The organism is Streptacidiphilus sp. MAP12-16 (genome assembly GCF_041262165.1).
Lineage (GTDB): Bacteria > Actinomycetota > Actinomycetes > Streptomycetales > Streptomycetaceae > Streptacidiphilus.
On the sequence record NZ_JBGCBY010000003.1, the window covers coordinates 331,810 to 351,751 of the forward strand.

General features: G+C 70.0%; 18 protein-coding genes, 1 tRNA gene, 1 pseudogene and 1 riboswitch. Of the genes and pseudogenes, 15 read left to right on the plus strand and 5 right to left on the minus strand.

Annotated features, from left to right (window positions below; genetic code table 11):
* Window positions 1-99: 99 nt before the first annotated feature.
* The 4 genes from ABIA33_RS05375 to ABIA33_RS05390 are packed head-to-tail and all read left to right on the plus strand — an operon-like array spanning window position 100 to window position 3,616.
* A complete protein-coding gene (locus ABIA33_RS05375) occupies window positions 100-726 on the plus strand; it encodes a hypothetical protein (RefSeq protein WP_370077612.1) in 627 nt (208 codons plus the stop codon).
* 54 nt (window positions 727-780) lie between these two features.
* On the plus strand, window positions 781-1,860 hold the full coding sequence (locus ABIA33_RS05380; protein WP_370077614.1) for a MazG family protein: 1,080 nt from the start codon (window positions 781-783) through the stop codon (window positions 1,858-1,860).
* Window positions 1,860-2,594 carry an endonuclease V gene (locus ABIA33_RS05385; protein ID WP_370077616.1) on the plus strand — a complete coding sequence of 245 codons (735 nt, stop codon included), beginning with the start codon at window positions 1,860-1,862 and terminating at the stop codon, window positions 2,592-2,594. The genes ABIA33_RS05380 and ABIA33_RS05385 overlap by 1 nt, the downstream gene beginning before the upstream one ends.
* Window positions 2,591-3,616 carry an LLM class F420-dependent oxidoreductase gene (locus ABIA33_RS05390; RefSeq protein WP_370077618.1) on the plus strand — a complete coding sequence of 342 codons (1,026 nt, stop codon included), beginning with the start codon at window positions 2,591-2,593 and terminating at the stop codon, window positions 3,614-3,616. The genes ABIA33_RS05385 and ABIA33_RS05390 overlap by 4 nt, the downstream gene beginning before the upstream one ends.
* A gap of 56 nt (window positions 3,617-3,672) precedes the next feature.
* Here ABIA33_RS05390 and ABIA33_RS05395 read toward each other — a convergent pair whose 3' ends face one another.
* Entirely contained in the window at window positions 3,673-4,503 is an 831-nt protein-coding gene (locus ABIA33_RS05395; protein ID WP_370077620.1) for an SDR family oxidoreductase, read from the minus strand.
* Window positions 4,504-4,626: 123 nt separating this feature from the next.
* On the opposite strand from ABIA33_RS05395, the gene ABIA33_RS05400 reads away from it, so the two are divergent.
* On the plus strand, window positions 4,627-5,913 hold the full coding sequence (locus tag ABIA33_RS05400) for a cytochrome P450 (protein ID WP_370077622.1): 1,287 nt from the start codon (window positions 4,627-4,629) through the stop codon (window positions 5,911-5,913).
* Here the strand turns inward: ABIA33_RS05400 and ABIA33_RS05405 are convergent.
* Window positions 5,896-6,102, minus strand: coding sequence for a hypothetical protein (locus ABIA33_RS05405; protein ID WP_370077624.1), 207 nt, complete (start codon window positions 6,100-6,102; stop codon window positions 5,896-5,898). The genes ABIA33_RS05400 and ABIA33_RS05405 overlap by 18 nt on opposite strands.
* A gap of 289 nt (window positions 6,103-6,391) precedes the next feature.
* Between ABIA33_RS05405 and ABIA33_RS05410 the strand changes: the two genes are divergently transcribed.
* The 9 genes from ABIA33_RS05410 to ABIA33_RS05450 all read left to right on the plus strand — a co-directional run bounded on the left by ABIA33_RS05410 (window position 6,392) and on the right by ABIA33_RS05450 (window position 15,609).
* The gene (locus ABIA33_RS05410) at window positions 6,392-7,255 is read left to right on the plus strand and encodes a winged helix-turn-helix domain-containing protein (protein WP_370077626.1); all 864 of its coding nucleotides are present in this window, start codon (window positions 6,392-6,394) and stop codon (window positions 7,253-7,255) included.
* Window positions 7,256-7,282: 27 nt separating this feature from the next.
* A complete protein-coding gene (locus ABIA33_RS05415; RefSeq protein WP_370077628.1) occupies window positions 7,283-8,029 on the plus strand; it encodes an HAD family hydrolase in 747 nt (248 codons plus the stop codon).
* Window positions 8,030-8,424: 395 nt separating this feature from the next.
* Complete coding sequence (locus tag ABIA33_RS05420) at window positions 8,425-9,363, plus strand: phosphotransferase (RefSeq protein WP_370077630.1); 939 nt, start codon at window positions 8,425-8,427, stop codon at window positions 9,361-9,363.
* Between the two features lie 106 nt (window positions 9,364-9,469).
* Window positions 9,470-9,626: riboswitch (cyclic di-AMP (ydaO/yuaA leader) on the plus strand.
* A gap of 5 nt (window positions 9,627-9,631) precedes the next feature.
* Complete coding sequence (locus ABIA33_RS05425) at window positions 9,632-10,348, plus strand: transglycosylase family protein (RefSeq protein ID WP_370077632.1); 717 nt, start codon at window positions 9,632-9,634, stop codon at window positions 10,346-10,348.
* Between the two features lie 174 nt (window positions 10,349-10,522).
* A complete protein-coding gene (gene eno, locus ABIA33_RS05430) occupies window positions 10,523-11,809 on the plus strand; it encodes a phosphopyruvate hydratase (RefSeq protein ID WP_370077634.1) in 1,287 nt (428 codons plus the stop codon).
* A gap of 83 nt (window positions 11,810-11,892) precedes the next feature.
* Window positions 11,893-12,330, plus strand: a complete 438-nt coding sequence (locus tag ABIA33_RS05435) for a septum formation initiator family protein (protein WP_370077636.1) — start codon at window positions 11,893-11,895, stop codon at window positions 12,328-12,330.
* 63 nt (window positions 12,331-12,393) lie between these two features.
* Window positions 12,394-13,014, plus strand: coding sequence for a DUF501 domain-containing protein (locus tag ABIA33_RS05440; protein WP_370077638.1), 621 nt, complete (start codon window positions 12,394-12,396; stop codon window positions 13,012-13,014).
* The gene (locus ABIA33_RS05445) at window positions 13,011-13,946 is read left to right on the plus strand and encodes an exopolyphosphatase (protein ID WP_370077640.1); all 936 of its coding nucleotides are present in this window, start codon (window positions 13,011-13,013) and stop codon (window positions 13,944-13,946) included. Before ABIA33_RS05440 ends, ABIA33_RS05445 begins: the two co-directional genes overlap by 4 nt.
* A 316-nt stretch (window positions 13,947-14,262) precedes the next feature.
* On the plus strand, window positions 14,263-15,609 hold the full coding sequence (locus tag ABIA33_RS05450; protein WP_370077642.1) for an NAD(P)/FAD-dependent oxidoreductase: 1,347 nt from the start codon (window positions 14,263-14,265) through the stop codon (window positions 15,607-15,609).
* Between the two features lie 134 nt (window positions 15,610-15,743).
* Here ABIA33_RS05450 and ABIA33_RS05455 read toward each other — a convergent pair whose 3' ends face one another.
* Window positions 15,744-18,299 (minus strand): ABC transporter permease, encoded by a 2,556-nt coding sequence (locus tag ABIA33_RS05455; protein ID WP_370077644.1) that lies wholly within the window; start codon window positions 18,297-18,299, stop codon window positions 15,744-15,746.
* Window positions 18,300-18,486: 187 nt separating this feature from the next.
* A pseudogene (locus ABIA33_RS05460) lies at window positions 18,487-19,236 on the minus strand (ABC transporter ATP-binding protein); the annotation flags it as partial.
* A gap of 332 nt (window positions 19,237-19,568) precedes the next feature.
* Between ABIA33_RS05460 and ABIA33_RS05465 the strand changes: the two are divergent.
* Window positions 19,569-19,650 (plus strand) — tRNA-Leu (locus ABIA33_RS05465).
* A gap of 10 nt (window positions 19,651-19,660) precedes the next feature.
* Here the strand turns inward: ABIA33_RS05465 and ABIA33_RS05470 are convergent.
* On the minus strand, window positions 19,661-19,894 hold the full coding sequence (locus ABIA33_RS05470) for a DUF4287 domain-containing protein (protein ID WP_370077647.1): 234 nt from the start codon (window positions 19,892-19,894) through the stop codon (window positions 19,661-19,663).
* Window positions 19,895-19,942 lie beyond the last annotated feature (48 nt).

Genomic DNA, 19,942 nt, shown 5'->3' on the forward strand with positions numbered 1-19,942 from the left:
GCCTGGTCTGCTGCCTATCCTCGATTGTCAGACCAGCAACAGACGTATCGTCAGTCCCGCACGTGCCAGAGGCTCGAAGTGCCACCGCCGGGAGGCCCCGTGAACCGCCGTCGCACCGCTGTCGTCGCGCTCGCCATCAGCGTGGTGGGCGCCCTGTCGGCCTGCTCGGCGACAGCACACCCCGGCGCCGCCGCTGTGGTCGGCGACCAGCGGATCACGGTCTCCGCGCTGCAGGCGCACGTCGCCGCCTACCGCACCGCCGCGGCCAAGGACGCCGGCGCGCAGGAGGCGGTCGGCGAGGCCCAGAAGACCCTGGGGCTGCTGGTGGCCGCGCAGCTGGTGGACCAGGCGCTCACGGCGCAGGGTGGAACCGTCACCCAGGGCGAGGTCCAACAGGCGGAGGCGTCCTACCTGCAGCAGGCGGGCAGCGCCCAGGCCCTGCGGCAGGCGATCGTGGAGAACCTCGCGCTCGCGCCGTCCGACCTCGATACCTACGCCCGCTTCGAGGTGGGCCGGATGAAGCTGCTGCAGCACGCCGGTGTGGACCCGACCTCCACGTCGGCCGACGCGGCGTTCCAGAAGATCATCCAGAAGGCCGGCCAGGACCTCGGCGTCACCGTCAACCCGCGCTACGGCAGCTGGGACGCCAAGACCCTCTCCCTCGGCGCTCCGAACCAGCCCTGGCTGAAGACGACCAAGGCGGCCACGACCTCCCCGGCGAGCTGACGCAACAGGTTCGTCGCCCGCCGGCGGCCACGCGCCACGCGGTAGGTTCGTTCCGTGGCCGATCACGACATCACCTCCGCCCTGCCAGGACGGCTCGTCCTGCTCTCCAGCACGCACCGCATCGCGCCCGGGTTGCTGTCCTGGCCCGCCTGGGAGGCGCTGCGCGGCGCAGACCGGGTGCTGGTGGGCGACCCGGCGCACCCGCAGCTGCCCTACCTGCGGCAGGCGGGCGTGGACGTGGAGGTGCTGGACGTCCCGCCGTACGCCCTCGGCCGGACCCTCGCTCAGGCAGCGTCCGGGGCCGTCGTGGTGTGGATCGGTGGGGCGGACGGCGACCCCGGCCTGACCGACTCCCTGGCACGGATCGCCGTGGAGGGCGTCGCCGCCACAGGCGTCGACGCCGTGCCCGAGATCGAACTGCTGCCCGGCTCCTACGACCTGCCCGGCGCCCGCCTGCTGGACCTGGTCGCCGTCATGGACCGGTTGCGCTCGCCCGGCGGCTGCCCCTGGGACGCGCAGCAGACCCACGAGTCGCTGGTGAAGTACCTGGTCGAGGAGTCTTTCGAGCTGGTCGAGGCGATCGAGGAGGGCGACCGCGAGATGCTCAGGGAGGAGCTCGGCGACGTCCTGCTGCAGGTCCTGTTCCACTCCCGGATCGCCGAGGAGCACCCGGACGAGCCGTTCAGCGTGGACGACGTCGCCGGTGGCATCGTCGACAAGCTGACCTATCGCCATCCACACGTTTTTGGGGAATCCAGTCTCGGCGACGTCCCAGCGCCGACAGCGGAGCACGTCGAGGCCAACTGGGAGGAACTGAAAGCCGCCGAGAAGCAGCGCGACTCGGTGGTCGACGGCGTGCCGCTGGCGCAGCCCGCGCTCTCCCTTGCCGCGAAGCTGCACTCCCGCGCCCGCAAAGCCGGCCTGCACGTGCCCCCGCCGACCGCCCCGCCGACCGCCCCGCCGACCGCCACGCCGACCTCTCCGCCGACCGCCACAGCGGCTGACGAGTTCGGCGACGCGCTGCTCGCCCTCGCGCTGCGCGCCCAGGAGCAGGACGTCGACCCGGAGGCCGCGCTGCGGGCCGCCGCCCGGCGCTACCGCGACGCGATCCGACAGGCGGAGAAGCGGAACTGATGGAACTGCGCCTGCGCCATGACTGGCCGCAGACCGAGGACGAGGCACTCCGCCTCCAGCAGGAACTCCGGCCGCTGGTCCGATCAGTGCCTCTGCCGGCCGCGCCGCGTACCCTTGCCGGGCTCGACGTGGCCTACGGCGGCAGCCACGGCAGCGCCGACGACCGGGTCGCGGCAGCCGTCGTCGTCCTCGACGCGGAGACCCTGGAGGTCCTCGACAGCGCGACCGCCGTCGGCACGGCCGGATTCCCGTACATCCCGGGGCTCTTCGCCTTCCGCGAGTTGCCGGTTCTGATCACTGCCCTGGAGCGCCTGGCCACGACCCCGGACGTGCTGCTCTGCGACGGCCAGGGCCTGGCCCACCCCCGCCGCTTCGGCCTCGCCTGCCACCTCGGCGTGCTCGCGGGGCTGCCCACGCTCGGCGTCGCCAAGACCCCGCTGCTCGGCGCCTGGGACGAGCCCGGTCCGGATCGCGGCGACTCCTCGGACGTGCGGCACGACGGCGAGATCGTGGCGCGGGTGCTGCGGACCCAGGACGGAGTGAAGCCGGTCACGGTGTCGACAGGTCACCTCATCGATCTGGACGGTGCCTGCGCCCAGGTGCTCCAGGCCGCGCCCCGCTACCGCCTCCCGGAGACCACCCGCCTCGCCGACCGGCTCTGCCGCGACGCGCTGCTCGCCGAACAGGCACCCTCTTGCCCTGGCCACCGCGCGCATGGTGGCATCGGCCCATGACCCCCACCACGTCCACCACCTCGTCCCGCTGGGGCCTCACCTTCCCCCTCGACGGGATCCCCCTCGCCGACCAGCGCCGCCTGGTCGAAGCCCTCCCCGACCTCGGCTTCACCGACCTGTGGTCCATGGAGACCGCGGGCGCCGACGCGTTCACGCCGCTCGCGCTGGCCTCCGTCTGGGCCCCGCAGCTGAACCTCGGCACCGCCATCGTCCCCGTCCACACCCGGGGCCCGGCGCTGCTCGCCATGCAGGCCGCCGCGCTCGCGGAGGCCGCACCCGGACGCTTCACCCTCGGTGTCGGCGCGTCCTCGCCCGTGATCGTCAAGGACTGGAACGCTGTCCCGCACGAGCAGCCGTTCCAGCGCAGCCGCGACATCGTGCGCTTCCTCAAGGCCGCCTTCACGGGCCAGGTCGTGGACGAGCAGTACGAGACCTTCGCCGTGCGCCGTTTCCGGCTGGAACGCGTGCCCGCGCCGACCCCGCCCGTGCTGCTCGCCGCGCTGCGCCCCGGCATGCTGCGGCTGGCCGCGCAGGAGGCGGACGGCACCATCCTCAACTGGCTCTCCGCGGACGACGTCACCACCGTCGTGCGGGAGTTCGAGTCGGCCGGGGGCACCGGCAAGACCGTCGCCGCCCGGATCTTCGTCTGCCCCACCACCGACACCGCCCACGCCCGGGCGCTGGGCCGCCGCCTCATCGCCGGCTACCTCACCGTCCCCGCCTACGCGGCCTTCCACCGCTGGCTCGGCCGCGAGGACCAGCTCAAGCCCATGTGGGACGCCTGGGCGGCTGGCGACCGCAAGGGCGCGGCGGCGTCCGTCCCCGACGAGGTCGTGGACGCGCTGATCCTCCACGGCGACCCCGAGCAGATCCGCGAGGAGCTGCGCCGCTACGCCGCCAACGGCGTGACCGTCCCGGCCCCGGCGATCCTGCCGACCCCGCAGATGCTCGACACCGCTGCCGACGCCCGCGCGCGACGCCAGGCCGTGGCCGACGCCGTCCTCGCCGTCAGCCCCGGTTGAGCCGCTGCGGAGCCCGGGCCGCCGCTCGGCCGAGCAACTGAGCCGCTGCGGAGCCTCTAAGCGGGCGTCACCTCCGCAGCTGTCTCCGCAGCCCCCAGGGCCTCCGGCGGAAGCTTGGCGACCGTGTGGCGCAGCCCCTCCAGCCAGCCGTCGCGGTCGGCGGCCCGGCCCTGCTCATATCGGGCAACCTCGGGGTGCGGCAGGATCAGGAAGCGCTCCTCCGCCAGTCCCTGGATCACCGCGTCGGCGACCTGCTCGGCCGTCAGCATGTCGCCGAACGCGCTCAGCACCGCCTCCACCGCCGGGTTCTCCGTCATGCCCGTCCGCACACCCTGCGGGCACAGCGCGCTGACCTTGATGCCGCGGTCGCCGTAGGTCACCGCCAACGACTCGGCGAAGGCCACCGCCGCGTGCTTGGTCGCCGTGTAGGCCGCGTCGCCGGGCATCTGCAGCAGCCCGGCGGCGGAGGCCGTGTGCAGCAGGTAGCCCCGGCCTCGCTTCAGCATCCCGGGCAGTACGGCCCGCGCCGCGTACACGTGCGCCATCACATTGACGTCCCAGCACGCCTGCCACACCTCGTTGGACGCCTCGATGCCCGCGCCCGATCCGATGCCCGCGTTGCTGCAGAACAGGTCCACCGGGCCGAGGTGCTTCTCCGCGGTCTCCACCAGCGCCCGCACGTCGCTCTCCCGCGACACGTCGCTGCCGACACCGACGGTGTGACAACCGTCACGGTCGAGTTCGAGCGCCAGATCCTCGACCCGGCTCGCGTCCAGGTCCGCGAGGAGCAGCCCGCGGGCGCCCTCCGCGGCGAACCGCCGCGCCAGTGCGGCCCCGATTCCACCGGCCGCACCGGTCACGACCACGACGGCTCCGCGTATCTGCATGTCCCGCTCCTCCCGACGGGCCCCCGCACAGGCCCGTGCACTGCCGGTGATCGTAGGCATCCGACCAGCCAACGCAACAGTGCCCGTCCGAGATGCAAGCCAACCTCCGGCTACCGTCAAGGTGTGCACAAACCGCCAGCCGCCGCCCCCGCCGCCCCGGAACTCTTCACCTGGGAGTTCGCCGCCGACCCCTACCCGGCGTACGCCTGGCTGCGCACCCACTCGCCCGTGCACCGCACCACCCTGCCCAGCGGCGTCGACGCCTGGCTGGTCACCCGCTACGCCGACGCCAGGCAGGCCCTGGCCGACGCCAGGCTGAGCAAGAACCCGAGCAACCACAGCACCCAGGCGCACCGCTCCGGACGCGTCGGCATCCCCGGCGAACGCAGTGCCGACCTGATGACCCATCTGCTGAACATCGACCCGCCCGACCACACCCGGCTGCGCCGCCTCGTCTCCAAGGCGTTCACCCCGCGCCGCGTCGCCTCGTTCGAGCCCCGAGTGAGGGAAATCACCGACCGGCTGATCGACTCCTTCGCTTCCGGGGGCGAGGCCGACCTCATCCACGAGTTCGCCTTCCCGCTCCCCATCTACGCGATCTGCGACCTGCTCGGCGTCCCCGCCGAGGACCAGGACGACTTCCGCGACTGGGCGGGCATGATGCTGCGACACGAGAAGCCGGGACAGGGCGCCGGCCCGCGCGGCGGCGTGGCCCGCTCCGTGAAGAAGATACGGACGTACCTCGCGGAACTGATCCACCGCAAGCGCGCCGACCTCGGGGACGACCTGATCTCCGACCTGATCCGCGCCAGTGACCACGGCGAACACCTCACCGAGAACGAGGCCGCGGCGATGGCCTTCATCCTGCTCTTCGCCGGCTTCGAGACCACCGTCAACCTCATCGGCAACGGCCTGTACGCGCTGCTGACGCACCCCGAGCAGCGCGCGCAACTCCAGGCGTCGCTGCACCGGGGCGAAACCGGACTGCTCGCCACCGCCGTCGAGGAACTGCTGCGCTACGACGGTCCGGTGGAGCTCGCCACCTGGCGCTTCGCCACCAGCCCGATCACCCTCGGCGGCCAGGACATCGCCGTCGGCGACCCGGTCCTGGTCGTCCTCGCCGCCGCCGACCGGGATCCGGCCCGCTTCGACCAGCCCGACCTGCTCGACCTCACCCGCCGCGACAACCCGCACCTGGGCTTCGGCCTCGGCATCCACTACTGCATCGGCGCCCCGCTGGCCCGCCTCGAGGCCCAGTACGCCCTTGCCGCCCTGCTCTGCCGCCTCCCCGACCTCCAACTCGCCGCCACCCCCGCCGACCTCCGCTGGCGCGGCGGCCTCATCATGCGCGGCCTACGCCAGCTTCCAGTCAGCTTCACACCTGAGGGTCAGTCAGATGATGTGCAGTAGGTAGGCCACCAGGCAGGCGCCTACCACGGTCAGGCAGCTCTTGATCGCGATGTCCCCGCTCTGGCCCCTGAGCAGGATGTTCGGTGCGACGAACAGGAACCACAACTCGCTGCAGTGCTGCTGGAGCCGGTAGTTGAGCAGCATCAGCAGAAAGACGTACAGGGCTTCCTTGGGCGACCTCGGCTTCATGGATACCTCCAGTGGACCCCGCTCGAATGGGGGGTGGGGCACGTGAAGGCGTCAGGCATCGTCGACTTCGGCCACGCGGATCCCCAAGCCAGTCAGGTTCGGTCAGATCTACGCGCATCTGCCGCAAGCTGCCTGGTCTCTACTGTCAGAATTCCGAACTTGGCTGATCGATAAACTGACAAGCAGTCAAGAGGTCTGCGGCTCCCCATAGCTGGCTGAAAGTTGTAACCTGGCATGGGTGGGTATGGAGGCCGGTGTGAGCCAAGAGTCGCAGTCTTCCGTTCAGCGCGTGGTGGAAGCCCTCCGCGCCGAGATCGCACAGCTTCAGCCAGGCGCCAGGCTGCTCTCCCAGCACGCTCTGTCGGAACGGCTCGACGTCTCCCGAGACACCGTCCAGCGGGCGCTCAGGGAGCTTCGCGCGGAAGGTCTGATCACCTCCACGACAGGTAGCGGATCGTTCGTCGCCGAGACGACAGGTGAGGGCGGCGATGAAGGGGGAGACGGCGACGAACTGGAGCCGGCCATCATCGCCCTCGACCACTACCTCGACGACGCGCTCCGAGAGGAGCACGTGACCATCGACTTCTTCGGCTTCAGCGCGGAGACGCTCACCACACTGCTCAAGCCCCGGCTCGACCGGCTCAAACTGGCAAGGAGCTTCCACCCCGACTCCCTGAAGATCCGGCTCCTTCTGCCGACGACGGACGTGCGCCTCGCGCTGCCGCGTGCCGTCGACAACCCGAAGGATCCCCGCCCGCTGGAGCGGCTTCGCAGGATGACCACGGGATTCGTGGACGTTCTTCAGGAGGCCGTCAACGAACTGCGGGTGCGCGAGGTGGTTCCGGAGGCGTCGCTCCAGGTGATGGCCGTTCCGATGACCCCGCAGGTCAAGCTCTACGTCATCAACCGCGAGGTGGCCCTGCGTGGTTGGTACGAGGTCGAGAGGGCTCCGGTGGAGGTCCCCGTGAGCGAGGACGGCCGCGAGACCGAGTTGCTGGAGATCTACGACCTGATGGGCCTGGACGCCTCGCTGATCCGCCAACGTCCCTCCGCCGCGCGCAAAGCCCAAACATGGTTCGAGTCGGTCTGGAACACGATCGCGGTCGAGTGGCCGGGTGATGCGGACCAGCTCGCCGGGGATCCTCTGGTCTGATAACCGAGTTACACGGACACTCGTCTGGTGAACTGGATCCGACCCCCCGCTCGCCCCCCTCTCGCCGAGCTCTTCGACGGTGTGGACTACGTGCTCTTCGACTTCGACGGTCCACTGGTGGATCTCTTCGCAGGGCGTCAGGCGCAAGGAATCGCCTCCAGGCTGCTCGACCTCCTGTCGGCTGAACTCCTGCTGGGCGAACTGGACTTCTCCGATCCGACAGATCCGCACGGGATGGTGGCCGAGCTCCGCAGCCTCCTGCGGAGACACCCGGCCCGTTCGAGGAGCGAAGTAGAGCGGCTGGTCAGCGCCACGGAGCGAGCCCTGGTCCGGGAGGAGCGCACAGCCGCGAAGAGCGCGGTCATCACCGAGGGCGCGGACGCGCTGGTCGGCGAGCTGATCCGGCAGGGCCGTGGACTCGCGATCACCAGCAACAACGCCCCCGAGGCAATACGCGCCTTCCTGGCCCTTGAGCAGTCCAGCGGACTCAGAGCCGCTTTTCAGGGGCACATCTACGGTCGGAATCCCGACCCGGACTTCATGAAGCCGGACCCTGACTGCGTCGCCCGTGCCCTGGACGGGCTGGGCTGCAGGGTCACTGACCGGTGTCTGATGATCGGTGACTCCGAATCCGACTTCAAGGCAGCCGCCTCCGCGAAGGTGCGGTTTCTCGGCTTCGCGCCGACCGAGAGGACGGAGGCGCGCCTGCGAGCGGCAGGTGTCCGACACCTGATCGCGCACCTCGATGAGTTGTGCTGGGCGCCCCGCCTCTGACGCCGTGCTACATCGTGGTAACGGAGCCGTGTCCGAGGCGCGGGCAACCTCGTTCCCCACTAGGGTGGCTTTCAAACTCGGCCCCGTCCGGTGCAGAAACCAAGCCATCTTCCTGAGTGCCAGGAGCTGCCATCATCATCAGCAGTGACCTCGTTTCTCCGACCGCAGGTGTGGAGCCCGTGGTGGTTCGGGCACCCGAGGCTGTCTACGACGATCTGGTCAACTCCGTACGGCGAAGAGTCGTCTCCACAGGTGGTTTCCACAACCGGAACTATCGGGTGCGGCTGACCCCGGAGGACGCCTGCACCCTCGGACTGGGCGTCGGCACCTCCCTCCTGCTCCGGGTCCGCCGGTCCGCTCCCGAGCTGCTCCGCGTCCGCCGGCCCACTTCCGAGATGGTCTGGCGAATCTGGCCGAATGAGAGTGCCGTGCTGCGCGTCCTGGAGGACGTTCGTCGCACGTCCACGCGTGGACGGGGCGTCGACGTCCCACAGGTGCTGCACACCGATCCTGACGGCACGGCGGTGCTCATCTACGTCGAGGGCTGGACGCTCGCGGATCGGGTTCCCGCGGGGGCGATCGTACCGGCGTCGTATGTCGACCAGATCGCGCGCTTCTTCGCTCAACTGGTTCGCTTCGAGCGGCAGGACTTGCCGCCGCTCCCGAAACCGTGGGCCCCTGAGGGCGACTCCTCGGCCTTCATGGGGAGCCTGGTGCAGTTCGCCCAGACGAAGCTGGCTGATGCCCATCGGGACGAGTTCGGCTGGCTGCTCCGCGAACTGGGCGTAGGCGACGACGCCATGAGTCGCTTCGGCGCCGGGCTGCCCAAGCTGCAGGGGCGGCCGTTCAGCCTCCTGCACACGGATGTGCACCGGCAGAACATCGTGATCGACACGGCCGATCGGCTTCGGGTCATCGACTGGGAGCACGCGATGTTCGGCGACCCGCTGTACGATCTCGCGACCCATCTGTGCCGGATGCGATATCCAGCGGCGCAGGAGCGACAGGTCATCGCCGCCTGGCGGGACGCCGTCACCGAGGTGTCCCCTGCCCATGCGTTCGGTCTGGAGCGGGATCTGAAGCACTATCTGGCGTACGAGCGCGCGCAGTCGGTCTACCCCGATGTGATTCGCGCCGCACTCACTCTGGGAGTCGCACCGGACGAATCGACGTTCACCCACGCCGTGAAACGCATCGAGGCAGCGCTGGCGACAGCCGCCCCACCTCTGGGTCTTACCCCGATCCTCGGGTGCGACGTGATCCGCAAGCTCTTGCTGGAGTGGCATCGTCAGTGGTCGGTCGCGAGGGTTCTCGCCTCTCAGCAAGCGACTTGAACACCGGCGGTGCCTTGTGAATCATGCGCCTCTCTGCCTAGCCTGCCCGGAACGCCCGCATGCGCGGGCGGCCGCCTCGCGGGACGCCGAGTCCTGCCCAACCGGGGGGCGGAACTCGACTTCTCGAACGGGCAGGAGCGGGGGACCCAGGTAAGTTGCCGCAGCTCGCAAGGCTGCGGCTGGGGGTGAAGGCGCGTCAGCGCCCGGGCTACCTCACGGCCCGAACCCGACAGCTCACCTCGCAGGCGTCGGAGAGGGACACCCTGACATGGTCTTCAACGCGTCTTCCGGCCGCCATCGCAAGCCCCGCACCAGTCAGACCCGGCGCCTGGTCGCCACCGCAAGCCTCGGCACGGCCGGCATAGCCATGCCGCTCATCGCGGCGAGCAGCGCCTCCGCCGCCTCCGTGTCCACCTGGGACCGTGTCGCGCAGTGCGAGAGCGGCGGCGACTGGTCCATCAACACCGGCAACGGCTACTACGGCGGGGTGCAGTTCTCCGCCTCGACCTGGGCGGCGTACGGCGGCACGCAGTACGCGCCGACCGCCGACCACGCCAGCAAGAGCCAGCAGATAGCGATAGCCGAGAAGGTCCTCGCCTCCCAGGGCGTCGGCGCCTGGCCGGTCTGCGGCCCCCAGGCCGGACTCAGCCAGGGCGGCTCCGCGCCCGCCCTCGACACCGCGTCCCCGACGCACACCTCGACCGGGACCACCACGCACAAGTCGGTCACCCACCACCAGTCGACCGGCACCCACACCTCGACCGGCACGCACACCTCCAGCGCTCCGACGGCGACCCCGACCTCCGCTGCCAAGCCGCAGATCGGCCACGGCAACTACACCGTCAAGCCCGGTGACACTCTGTCCGGTATCGCCCGGTCCGCCCACCTCAGCGGCGGCTGGCAGCCGCTGTACCAGGAGAACAAGACCACCGTGGGCGGGAACCCCGACCTGATCCTTCCCGGTCAGAAGCTCCAGGTCGGCTGACCACAGCCGCACCGCGGGCACCTCACCTGACGGAGCCCCTACCCACCAGGTGAACTACTGGTGGGTAGGGGCTCCGTCAGGTGAGACTCGCGTCGGGTCAGGGTGGTCGGACCCTCCGCTGCGGATAGGCTCAGGGGGAAGAGCCCACCGGAGTAATCCACCAAGGAGATGCCTGTGCCGTCCATCGACGTCGTCGTAGCCCGGGAGATCCTCGACTCGCGAGGCAACCCCACGGTCGAGGTCGAGGTCGGCCTCGACGACGGCAGCACCGGGCGTGCCGCCGTTCCGTCCGGCGCCTCGACCGGCGCCTTCGAGGCCCTGGAGCTGCGTGACGGTGACAAGTCCCGTTACGGCGGCAAGGGCGTGGAGAAGGCCGTGCTCGCGGTCATCGAGCAGATCGGCCCGGAGCTCGTCGGCTACGACGCCACCGAGCAGCGGCTGATCGACCAGGCCATGCTCGACCTGGACGCCACCCCCGACAAGTCCTCGCTGGGCGCGAACGCCATCCTCGGCGTCTCCCTCGCCGTGGCCCACGCCGCCTCCGAGGCCAGCGACCTGCCGCTGTTCCGCTACCTGGGCGGCCCCAACGCCCACGTGCTGCCGGTCCCGATGATGAACATCCTCAACGGCGGCTCGCACGCGGACTCCAACGTCGACATCCAGGAGTTCATGATCGCTCCGATCGGCGCGGAGACCTTCTCCGAGGCGGTCCGCTGGGGCGTCGAGGTCTACCACACCCTCAAGGGCGTGCTGAAGGAGCGCGGTCTCTCCACGGGTCTGGGCGACGAGGGCGGCTTCGCCCCCAACCTGGACAGCAACCGTGAGGCCCTCGACCTCATCGTCGAGGCGATCAAGAAGGCCGGCTACACCCCCGGCAAGGACGTCGCGCTGGCGCTGGACGTCGCCGCGTCCGAGTTCTACAAGGACGGCGCATACCAGTTCGAGGGCAAGTCGCTGTCGGCCGCCGAGCTCACCGACTACTACGCCGAGCTGGTCGCCGCGTACCCGCTGGTCTCGATCGAGGACCCGCTGTTCGAGGACGACTGGGAGGGCTGGAAGACCATCACCGCCAAGCTCGGCGACAAGGTCCAGCTGGTCGGTGACGACCTCTTCGTGACCAACCCGGTCCGTCTGGCCCGCGGCATCAAGGAGGGCGCCGCGAACGCCCTGCTGGTGAAGGTCAACCAGATCGGCTCGCTCACCGAGACCCTGGACGCGGTCGAGATGGCGCAGCGCAACGGCTTCCGCTGCATGATGTCGCACCGCTCCGGTGAGACCGAGGACGTGACCATCGCCGACCTGGCCGTCGCCACCAACTGCGGCCAGATCAAGACCGGCGCCCCGGCCCGCTCCGAGCGCGTCGCCAAGTACAACCAGCTGCTGCGCATCGAGGAGATCCTCGACGACGCCGCCGAGTACGCCGGCCGCGGCGCGTTCCCGCGTTTCACGCCGTCCGCCTGAGCTGACACAGATCCCGTGCCCCGCCGTCCGCACCCTCTAGGGTGGGACGGCGGGGCACAGGCATCGATCGGGAGGGCGACGACGTGAGCGGCAGCAAGGGGACGGGCAGCGGCAAGGGCCCCGGCCGAAGGCCGCGCTTCACCGGCCGCGCCGCCGTTCTCGCTCTGGTGCTGTGCTCCCTGGTCGCCGCGCTGGCCTACCCGACCCGCGAGTTCATCGCCCAGCGTGCCCAGATCGCCCAGCAGCGTGCCGCCGCCGAGCAGGCCCAGGCGCAGGTGGACGAGTTGCTCCGGGAGAAGTCCCGCTGGCAGGACCCGGCATATGTGACCGCGCAAGCCAGGGAGCGGCTGCACTACGGCTTCCCGGGCGAGACCCCGTTCACCTCCGTCGACCCGGGCACGGGCACGGGCGCCGCCGGCTCGGCCACGCCGCAGGCCCAGCCGGGCGCGGTGAAGCCACCCTGGTACGACAGCCTTTTCGAGTCGCTGGACTCCGCCGACGCAGCATCAGCCTCGCACTGAAGCGGCCTCGCACTGAAGCAGCCCAGCACTGACGAACGCCCCGCACTGAAGAAGGCCCTGAAGATGACCTCGCAAGACCCCGACCCTGCCGCTGCTTTCGCCACCCCTGCCGTCGCCCGGGAGGACGTCGCCGCCGTCGCCGCCCAGCTCGGCCGGGTGCCGCGCGGGCTGCGCGCCGTCGCCCACCGCTGCCCTTGCGGCCTCCCTGACGTGGTGGAGACGGCCCCGCGGCTGGAGGACGGCACCCCGTTCCCCACCCTGTACTACCTGACCTGCCCGCGCGCCGCCTCCGCGATCGGCACGCTGGAGGCCGACGGTCTGATGAAGGAACAGACCGCGCGCCTCGCCGAGGATCCGGAGCTGGCCGCCGCCTACCAGCGGGCGCACGAGGAGTACATCGCCAAGCGCGACGCCATCGAGGTGCTGGAGGGCTTCCCGAGCGCGGGCGGGATGCCCGACCGGGTGAAGTGCCTGCACGTCCTGGTGGGCCACTCACTGGCGGCCGGGCCCGGAGTCAACCCGCTGGGCGACGAGGCGCTGGCGAAGCTGCCCGAGTGGTGGCGCAAGGGCCCGTGCGTGGTGGTGCCCGGCCCGCCTTCCGAGGAGGACGGCTGGACCGTGGTGCGGTCCGAGGCCGGCGACGGCCACTTCGCGTTCAAGCCCCTCGAGGAGGACGAGAAGTGAGCTTCCAGCGCGTCGCCGCGATCGACTGCGGCACCAACTCCATCCGCCTGCTGGTCGCCGACCTCGATCCCGGGACGGGCGAACTGCGGGAGCTGGACCGGCGGATGACCATCGTCCGGCTCGGCCAGGGCGTGGACCGCACCGGCCGCCTCGCGCCGGAGGCGCTGGAGCGCACCTTCGCCGCCTGCCGCGACTACGCCGCCGCCATCGCGGCGCACGGCATCGACCATCTCGACGCCGGGCACCTGCGCTTCGTCGCGACCAGCGCGTCCAGGGACGCCGAGAACCGCGCCGAGTTCGTGGACGGCGTCCGCGCGATCCTGGGCGTCGAACCCGAGGTGATCAGTGGGGAGGAGGAGGCGCAGCTCTCCTTCACCGGCGCCACCAGGGAACTCGCCGGCTCCAGCCTCGTCCCGCCCTATCTGGTTTTTGACCTCGGCGGCGGCTCCACCGAGTTCGTCCTGGGCACCGACCGGGTCGAGGCGTCGCGGTCCGTCGACATCGGCTGTGTCCGGATGACGGAACGTCATGGCGACGACACCCTGGCCATGCGCGCCGACATCAAGCAGGCGTTGGACCTCGCCGCGGAGGTCGTCCCGCTGACCGGGGCCGCGACCCTGGTCGGCCTGGCCGGCACGGTCACCACGGTGGCCGCGATCGCGCTCGGCCTGCCGGCCTACGACTCGGTCGCGATCCACCACTCCCGCATCCCGCTGGCGCAGGTCCGCGAGGTCACCGAGATGCTGCTGGCGGCCACGCACGACGAGCGCGCGGCCATCCCGGTGATGCATCCGGGACGTGTCGACGTGATCGGCGCGGGAGCCCTGGTACTGCTCGCGATCATGGAGCGGACGGGTGCGAGTGAGCTGGTGGTGAGCGAGCACGACATCCTTGACGGCATCGCCTGGAGTGTCGCCCGAGAAACTTCGTGAATTTCTTCACATGCAGATGCCTACGGATGATGTACCGGTCTGGGGTGTTCGTCCGAATTGCGAGATCGCAGGCCCGCTGACGGGCAGGTGGCAGGCGGTGGCGGGCTGCTTCTGGAGCATCGAAGGCGAAGCCCACACATCGCACGCACAATCGCAACAAGGGCGACGAGCTGCGGCTATGCTCCGCGGGCCGCACGGGGCAGCGGAGACGCGTGTGAGGCGAAGATCCGGGGCCGCGTAGTGTAGCAGGGCACGTCCAGAGGGTCGTGAGTAGGGTCGCACGGAGTGCTCCGAAGGGTGCTGGATACTTTCGGATATGAGCACCACGGAGCGTCCTCGCATTCTCATCGTCGGCGGTGGATACGTCGGCATGTATGCAGCGATGCGCATCCTCAAGAAGATGCGCTACGGAGAGGCGACCGTCACGGTCGTCGACCCGCGGTCGTACATGACCTATCTGCCCTTCCTTCCTGAGGCGGCGGCCGGCAACGTCGCGCCTCGCAACCTCGTCGCCCCGCTGCGGAGCGTCCTGAAGACCGCGGAGGTCCTCACGGGCCACGTCACCGCGGTGGACCAGGAGCGCAAGGTGGCCACCATCCACCCCGCCGCCGGCGACTCCTACGAGCTGCCCTTCGACTACCTGGTCGTCGCGCTCGGCTCGGTCTCCCGCACCTTCCCGATCCCCGGCCTGGCCGAGCACGGCATCGGTATGAAGTCGGTCGAGGAGGCCATCAGCCTCCGGAACCACGTCATCGCCCAGCTCGACAAGGCCGAGTCCACCGCTGACGAGAACGTGCGCAAGCAGGCGCTCACCTTCGTCGTGGTCGGCGGCGGCTTCGCGGGTGTGGAGACCATCGCCGAGGTCGAGGACATGGCCCGCGACGCGGCCAAGCTCTACCGCAACGTCAAGCGGGAGGACATGCGCTTCCTGCTGGTCGAGGCGGCCAACCGGATCCTCCCCGAGATGGGCCCGGACCTCGGTCTGTGGACCAAGGAGAAGCTCGAAGAGCGCGGCATCGAGATCTACATCGAGACCTCGATGGACTCCTGCGTCGAGAAGCACGTGGTGCTGAAGAACGGCGTCGAGGTCGACGCCTCCACCATCGTGTGGACGGCCGGCGTCAAGCCGCACCCGGCGCTGGCGAAGTTCGGCCTGCCGCTCGGCCCGCGCGGACACGTCGACACCGCCCCGACCCTCCAGGTCCAGGGCTTCGACAACGTCTGGTCGGCCGGCGACAACGCCCAGGTGCCCGACCTGGCCGTCGGCGAGGGCGCCTGGTGCCCGCCGAACGCCCAGCACGCGGTCCGCCAGGCGATCGTCCTCGGCGACAACGTGATCTCCGGTATGCGGGGGTTCCCGCAGAAGGAGTACAAGCACAAGAACCTCGGCGCGGTCGCGGGCCTCGGCCTCCACAAGGGTGTGGCGATCCTCTTCGGCAAGTACAAGCTGAAGGGCCGTCCGGCCTGGTGGTTCCACCGCCTGTACCACGGCAGCCGGGTCCCCACGATGAACCGTAAGGTCCGCGTGTTCGCCGACTGGACCCTGGCGATGTTCCTCAAGCGCGAGACCGTCTCCCTGGTGGAGATGGAGAGCCCGCGCGAGACCTTCGTCGAGGCCGCGGCCCCCGCGCCGGTGCGGCAGACGGAGAAGATCCCCGCGTAGTACGTACGCCTCCATGCCCGGCAGCGTCGCCGGACCACACCCGTGGTGCTCATACCGGCACCGCTGCCGTAAGTGCCCCGGTCCTGTACTCACAGGACCGGGGCACTGGCGTTTCCCGGCGAACCCGGCGGCGGTCAGTCCGTCGCGATGCTGCCCAGGATGTCGAGCCTGGCCGCCCGGCGGGCCGGCCACAGTGCCGCCATCAGGCCGATCAGGGCCGCTCCTGCCACGTACGCGGCGAGCTGCCCGTACGGCAGAGTGGTCGTCAGACCGCCCACCGCGCTGCCCAGCAGCCGTACCGCGGCCCAGGCGAGGAAGCCGCCGATGGCGACGCCGAGCACCGCGCCGAAGGACGCGATCACCACTGACTCCAGCCGGACCATCCGCTTGATGCCGCGCCGGTCCAGGCCGATCGCCCGCAGCATGCCGATCTCGCGCTTCCGCTCGAACACCGACATGGCCAGGGTGTTGACCACGCCCAGGATCGCGATGATCACGGCCATCCCCAGCAGCCCGTACATGACGTTCAGCATCAGGCTGATCTTTGAGCTGAACTGGTCCCTGATGTCCTGCTGCGAGTCGACCTTGATCAGCGGGTTGTCCCCGGTCGCGTCCTTCAGCGCCTGCCGCAGCTGCGGCGTCGCACCGCTGCCGCCCTTCACCAGCACGTCGCCGTAGTACGGCGCGTTGGTGTGCGGGCTCAGCGCTGCCTCGCCCATCAGCGCCTGGCCCATCAGGTCGGAGTTCTGGTAGATGCCGCCGACCGTCACCTGCCCGCTGCTGCCGTTGGGGTAGCTCACCAGGATGCTGCTGCCGACCGTCCAGTGGCCCTTGGTGGCGTGCTCCTGGTCGACCAGGATCTGCCCCTGTCCGAGTGCCGCCATGGAGCCGCTGACCATCTGCGGGGTCATCAACTGGTCCGCGCCGGCGGCGTTGACGCCGGTGACCGAGAGGTCGGCGCCGTTCACCGTCAGGTCCTGCTGGTCCAGCACGCTGGACGCGGTCACACCGGGCGTCCCCGCGATGGCGGGCAGCAGCGCGGGGGAGATGGGCTGGCTCAGCATCGCGCTGATCGCGTAGTCCGCCCTCATGCCCTGGGTGACCTGCTTGTCGATGGCATGGTTCATCGAGGCGCCGATCACCGTCAGTGCGCTGATCAGGGTGACCCCGATGGTCAGCGCCGACGCGGTCGCGGCGGTACGGCGCGGATTGCGCACCGCGTTCTGCCGGGCCAGCGTCCCGGAGATGCCGAACAGCCGCGCGTACAGCGGGCCGACCAGTGCGATCACCGGCCGTGACAGCAGCGGTGTCAGTACGAACACGCCGACCAGCGTGAACACCGCACCCGCGCCGACCAGCGTCTGGCCGGTGCTGCCGGACTTCCCCGCACCGAGAACGACAGCGGCCAGACCGAGCCCGGCCAGCGCCAGGCCGATGGTGTTGCGGACGATCAGGCTCTTCTGGGTGGCGGGCGCGTCGTTGCTGCGCATCGCGGCCACCGGGGCGACCCGGGAGGCGCGGATGCTGGGCAGCAGCGCGGCCATGACGGTCACCAGGACACCCGTGAGGAGGGTGGCCACGACGGTCGTCGGAGAGATCACCAGGGTGCTCGCCGAGATCTGGCTGCCCATGGAGCCCATCAGGGACTGCATGCCCCTACCGATGCCGATCCCGGCCGCCAGGCCGACCACCGAGGCGCTGATGCCCACGAACAGGGCTTCCAGCAGTACCGAGTAGGTGATCTGGCGGCGGCTCGCGCCGATGGCCCGCATCAGTGCCAGCTCGCGGGTGCGTTGCGCGATCAGCATGGTGAAGGTGTTGGAGATCAGGAAGATGCCGACGAAGAGCGCGATCCCGGCGAATGCCAGCAGTGCGGTCCTCATCCCGGACATGGCGGTCTGGATCATCGACGCCTGGTCGGCCGTCAGTTGCGCGCCGGTCTCGGCGTTGATGCCCTGGCCGTGCGGGACGACCTGCTTGATCTCGCTGAGCAGTTGGTCCTGGGTCGTGCCGGGCTTGGCGGTGGCCTCGATGCTGCCGTACTGGCCGGGCTTGAGGTAGAGGCTCTGCGCGGTGGCGTTGTCGAACAGGACCAGCGAGCCACCGGCCTTCACCTGCGGGTCGTCGGTGCTGAAGACCCCGGTCACGGTCATCTGCATGACCGGTCCGTTGACAGCCATCCGGACGGTGTCGCCGACCTTGAAGTTGTTGTCCTTCGCGGTCTTCTGGTCGATGGCGATGCCGTGCGCGTCGGTCGGCCCTGTCCCTTGCGCCATCGGGTACTTGGCGTCCTGGCCGTCGTTGCCGGGAACCCAGTTGCCACCGTAGGTGTTGCCCCGGCTGCCGATCAGGTTGCCGTGCGGGTCGGAGAGTCCGGCGAAGCCGCTCACGGTGCCGCGCGCGGTCGCGGTGCCCGGCAGGGCGGCGATGTCTCTGAGGGTGGACCCGGTCAGCATCGCGTGGGTGCCGGTGTGGTCCTTGGGCCCGGTGTCGACCCCGGCGTGGGTGTCGCTGACCTGGACCGAGATGTTGGTGTAGCTGCTGGAGATGCTGTCCTTGAAGGACTGTCCGACGGAGTCGGAGAAGACCATGGTGCCGGCGACGAAGGCGGTGCCGAGCAGCACGGCCAGCATCGTCATCAACAGACGGCCCTTGTGGGCCAGCACGTTGCGAAGTGCGGTGCGGTACATGGTTGGCAGACCCCCCTCAGTTTTGGGGCTGGCGCCGACCGGGGGGCGGCGTCGCGGGGCGAGGGCTGTCGCCTGGACGGCTTGTCGTCGGTCGCCGCTGCTCCGCAGGGCCTCCCTCCTCCGCACCGCCCAGACTCGGCCCTCGCCCCGCTCCTTCATCCGCCCCCCGGTCGGCGCCAGCCCCATTGCGGCCCTTGGCGTCGAAACGACGCATGCGGTCCAGGACGCTGTCGGCGGTGGGGTCCTGCATCTCGTCGACGATGCGCCCGTCGGCCAGGAACACCACGCGGTCCGCGTAGGAGGCCGCGGCCGGGTCGTGGGTGACCATGACCACGGTCTGGCCGAGCTCGCGCACCGAGGAGCGGAGGAAGGAGAGGATCTCCGAACCCGAACGGGAGTCCAGGTTGCCGGTGGGCTCGTCCGCGAAGATGATCTCGGGTTTGCCGGCGAGGGCCCGGGCGCAGGCGACGCGCTGCTGCTGGCCGCCGGACAGTTGGGACGGGCGGTGGCTGAGCCGGTCGGCCAGGCCGACGGTCGCCACCACCTGGTCCAGCCACGCCTGGTCGGGCCGGCGCCCGGCGATGTCCATCGGGAGGGTGATGTTCTCCAGCGCGGTCAACGTGGGAAGCAGGTTGAACGCCTGGAACACGAAGCCGATCTGGTCCCGGCGCAGCTTGGTGAGCTGCTTGTCCTTGAGCCCGCCCAGCTCTGTCTCGCCGATCTGCGCGGAGCCGGAGGAGACCGAGTCGAGGCCGGCCATGCAGTGCATCAGCGTGGACTTGCCGGACCCCGACGGGCCCATGATCGCGGTGAACTGGCCTTTCAGGAACTCGACGGAGACCTGGTCCAGAGCCGTGACGCGGGTGTCGCCCTCGCCGTACACCTTGCTGAGCCCGACCGCGCGGGCCGCGGCAGTGAGCAGGGTCGTTGTGGTCACAGGACTTCTCCAGTCAGAGGGGACGGGGGCGCGGTCTGGACCGCGCTACCCATCCTCTCCGTCCGATCACGCCCTGTGGTCGCCCGGCCGAACGGTTGGCGAACCGCCTTGCGTCGTACGGCGCGTAGGGCGGTTCTCCTCCCGAGGTATGACCTGTCCCTGAGAGCCCGCTGAGGGGAGGGCTCGACGATGCAGGTCCGGGCACCAGTAGTACCTGAGTGAACGAAGTGCACCGACGATGCGTCAAGTAACGGTGAAATAAGACAACTTCCCCCCAGGTGTGCACATGGGGAGGCTGGCCTGCGGCTAGGCTCAGGGGTGCGGAAACAAGGGCCCGGATGGTGGAACGCAGACACGGCGAGCTTAAACCTCGCTGGCCGCCAGGCCGTGCCGGTTCAAGTCCGGCTCCGGGCACCCAGCTCCTTTATTTTGACATGCGCGCGGCGGCACGACGCAGGTCGTACTCGTGCACCAGGGCCTTGGCGTAGCCGTAGGAGATGTCGTACTCGCGGCGCAGCCAGTCGATCTTGTCCTCGCAGTGGCGGAGGCTGGGGCCGTCGTCGACGGCCTTGAGCCAGGCTTCGAGCGGGCGGCCGGTGACGGCGGGGATTCGGGAGAGCAGGTTCTGGTGGGTTTCCGTGGAGTACATGAGGGACACTGGGCGCCTCCAGAGTTGAACCGATCCGTGTTTCGACTTTGCCTGAGC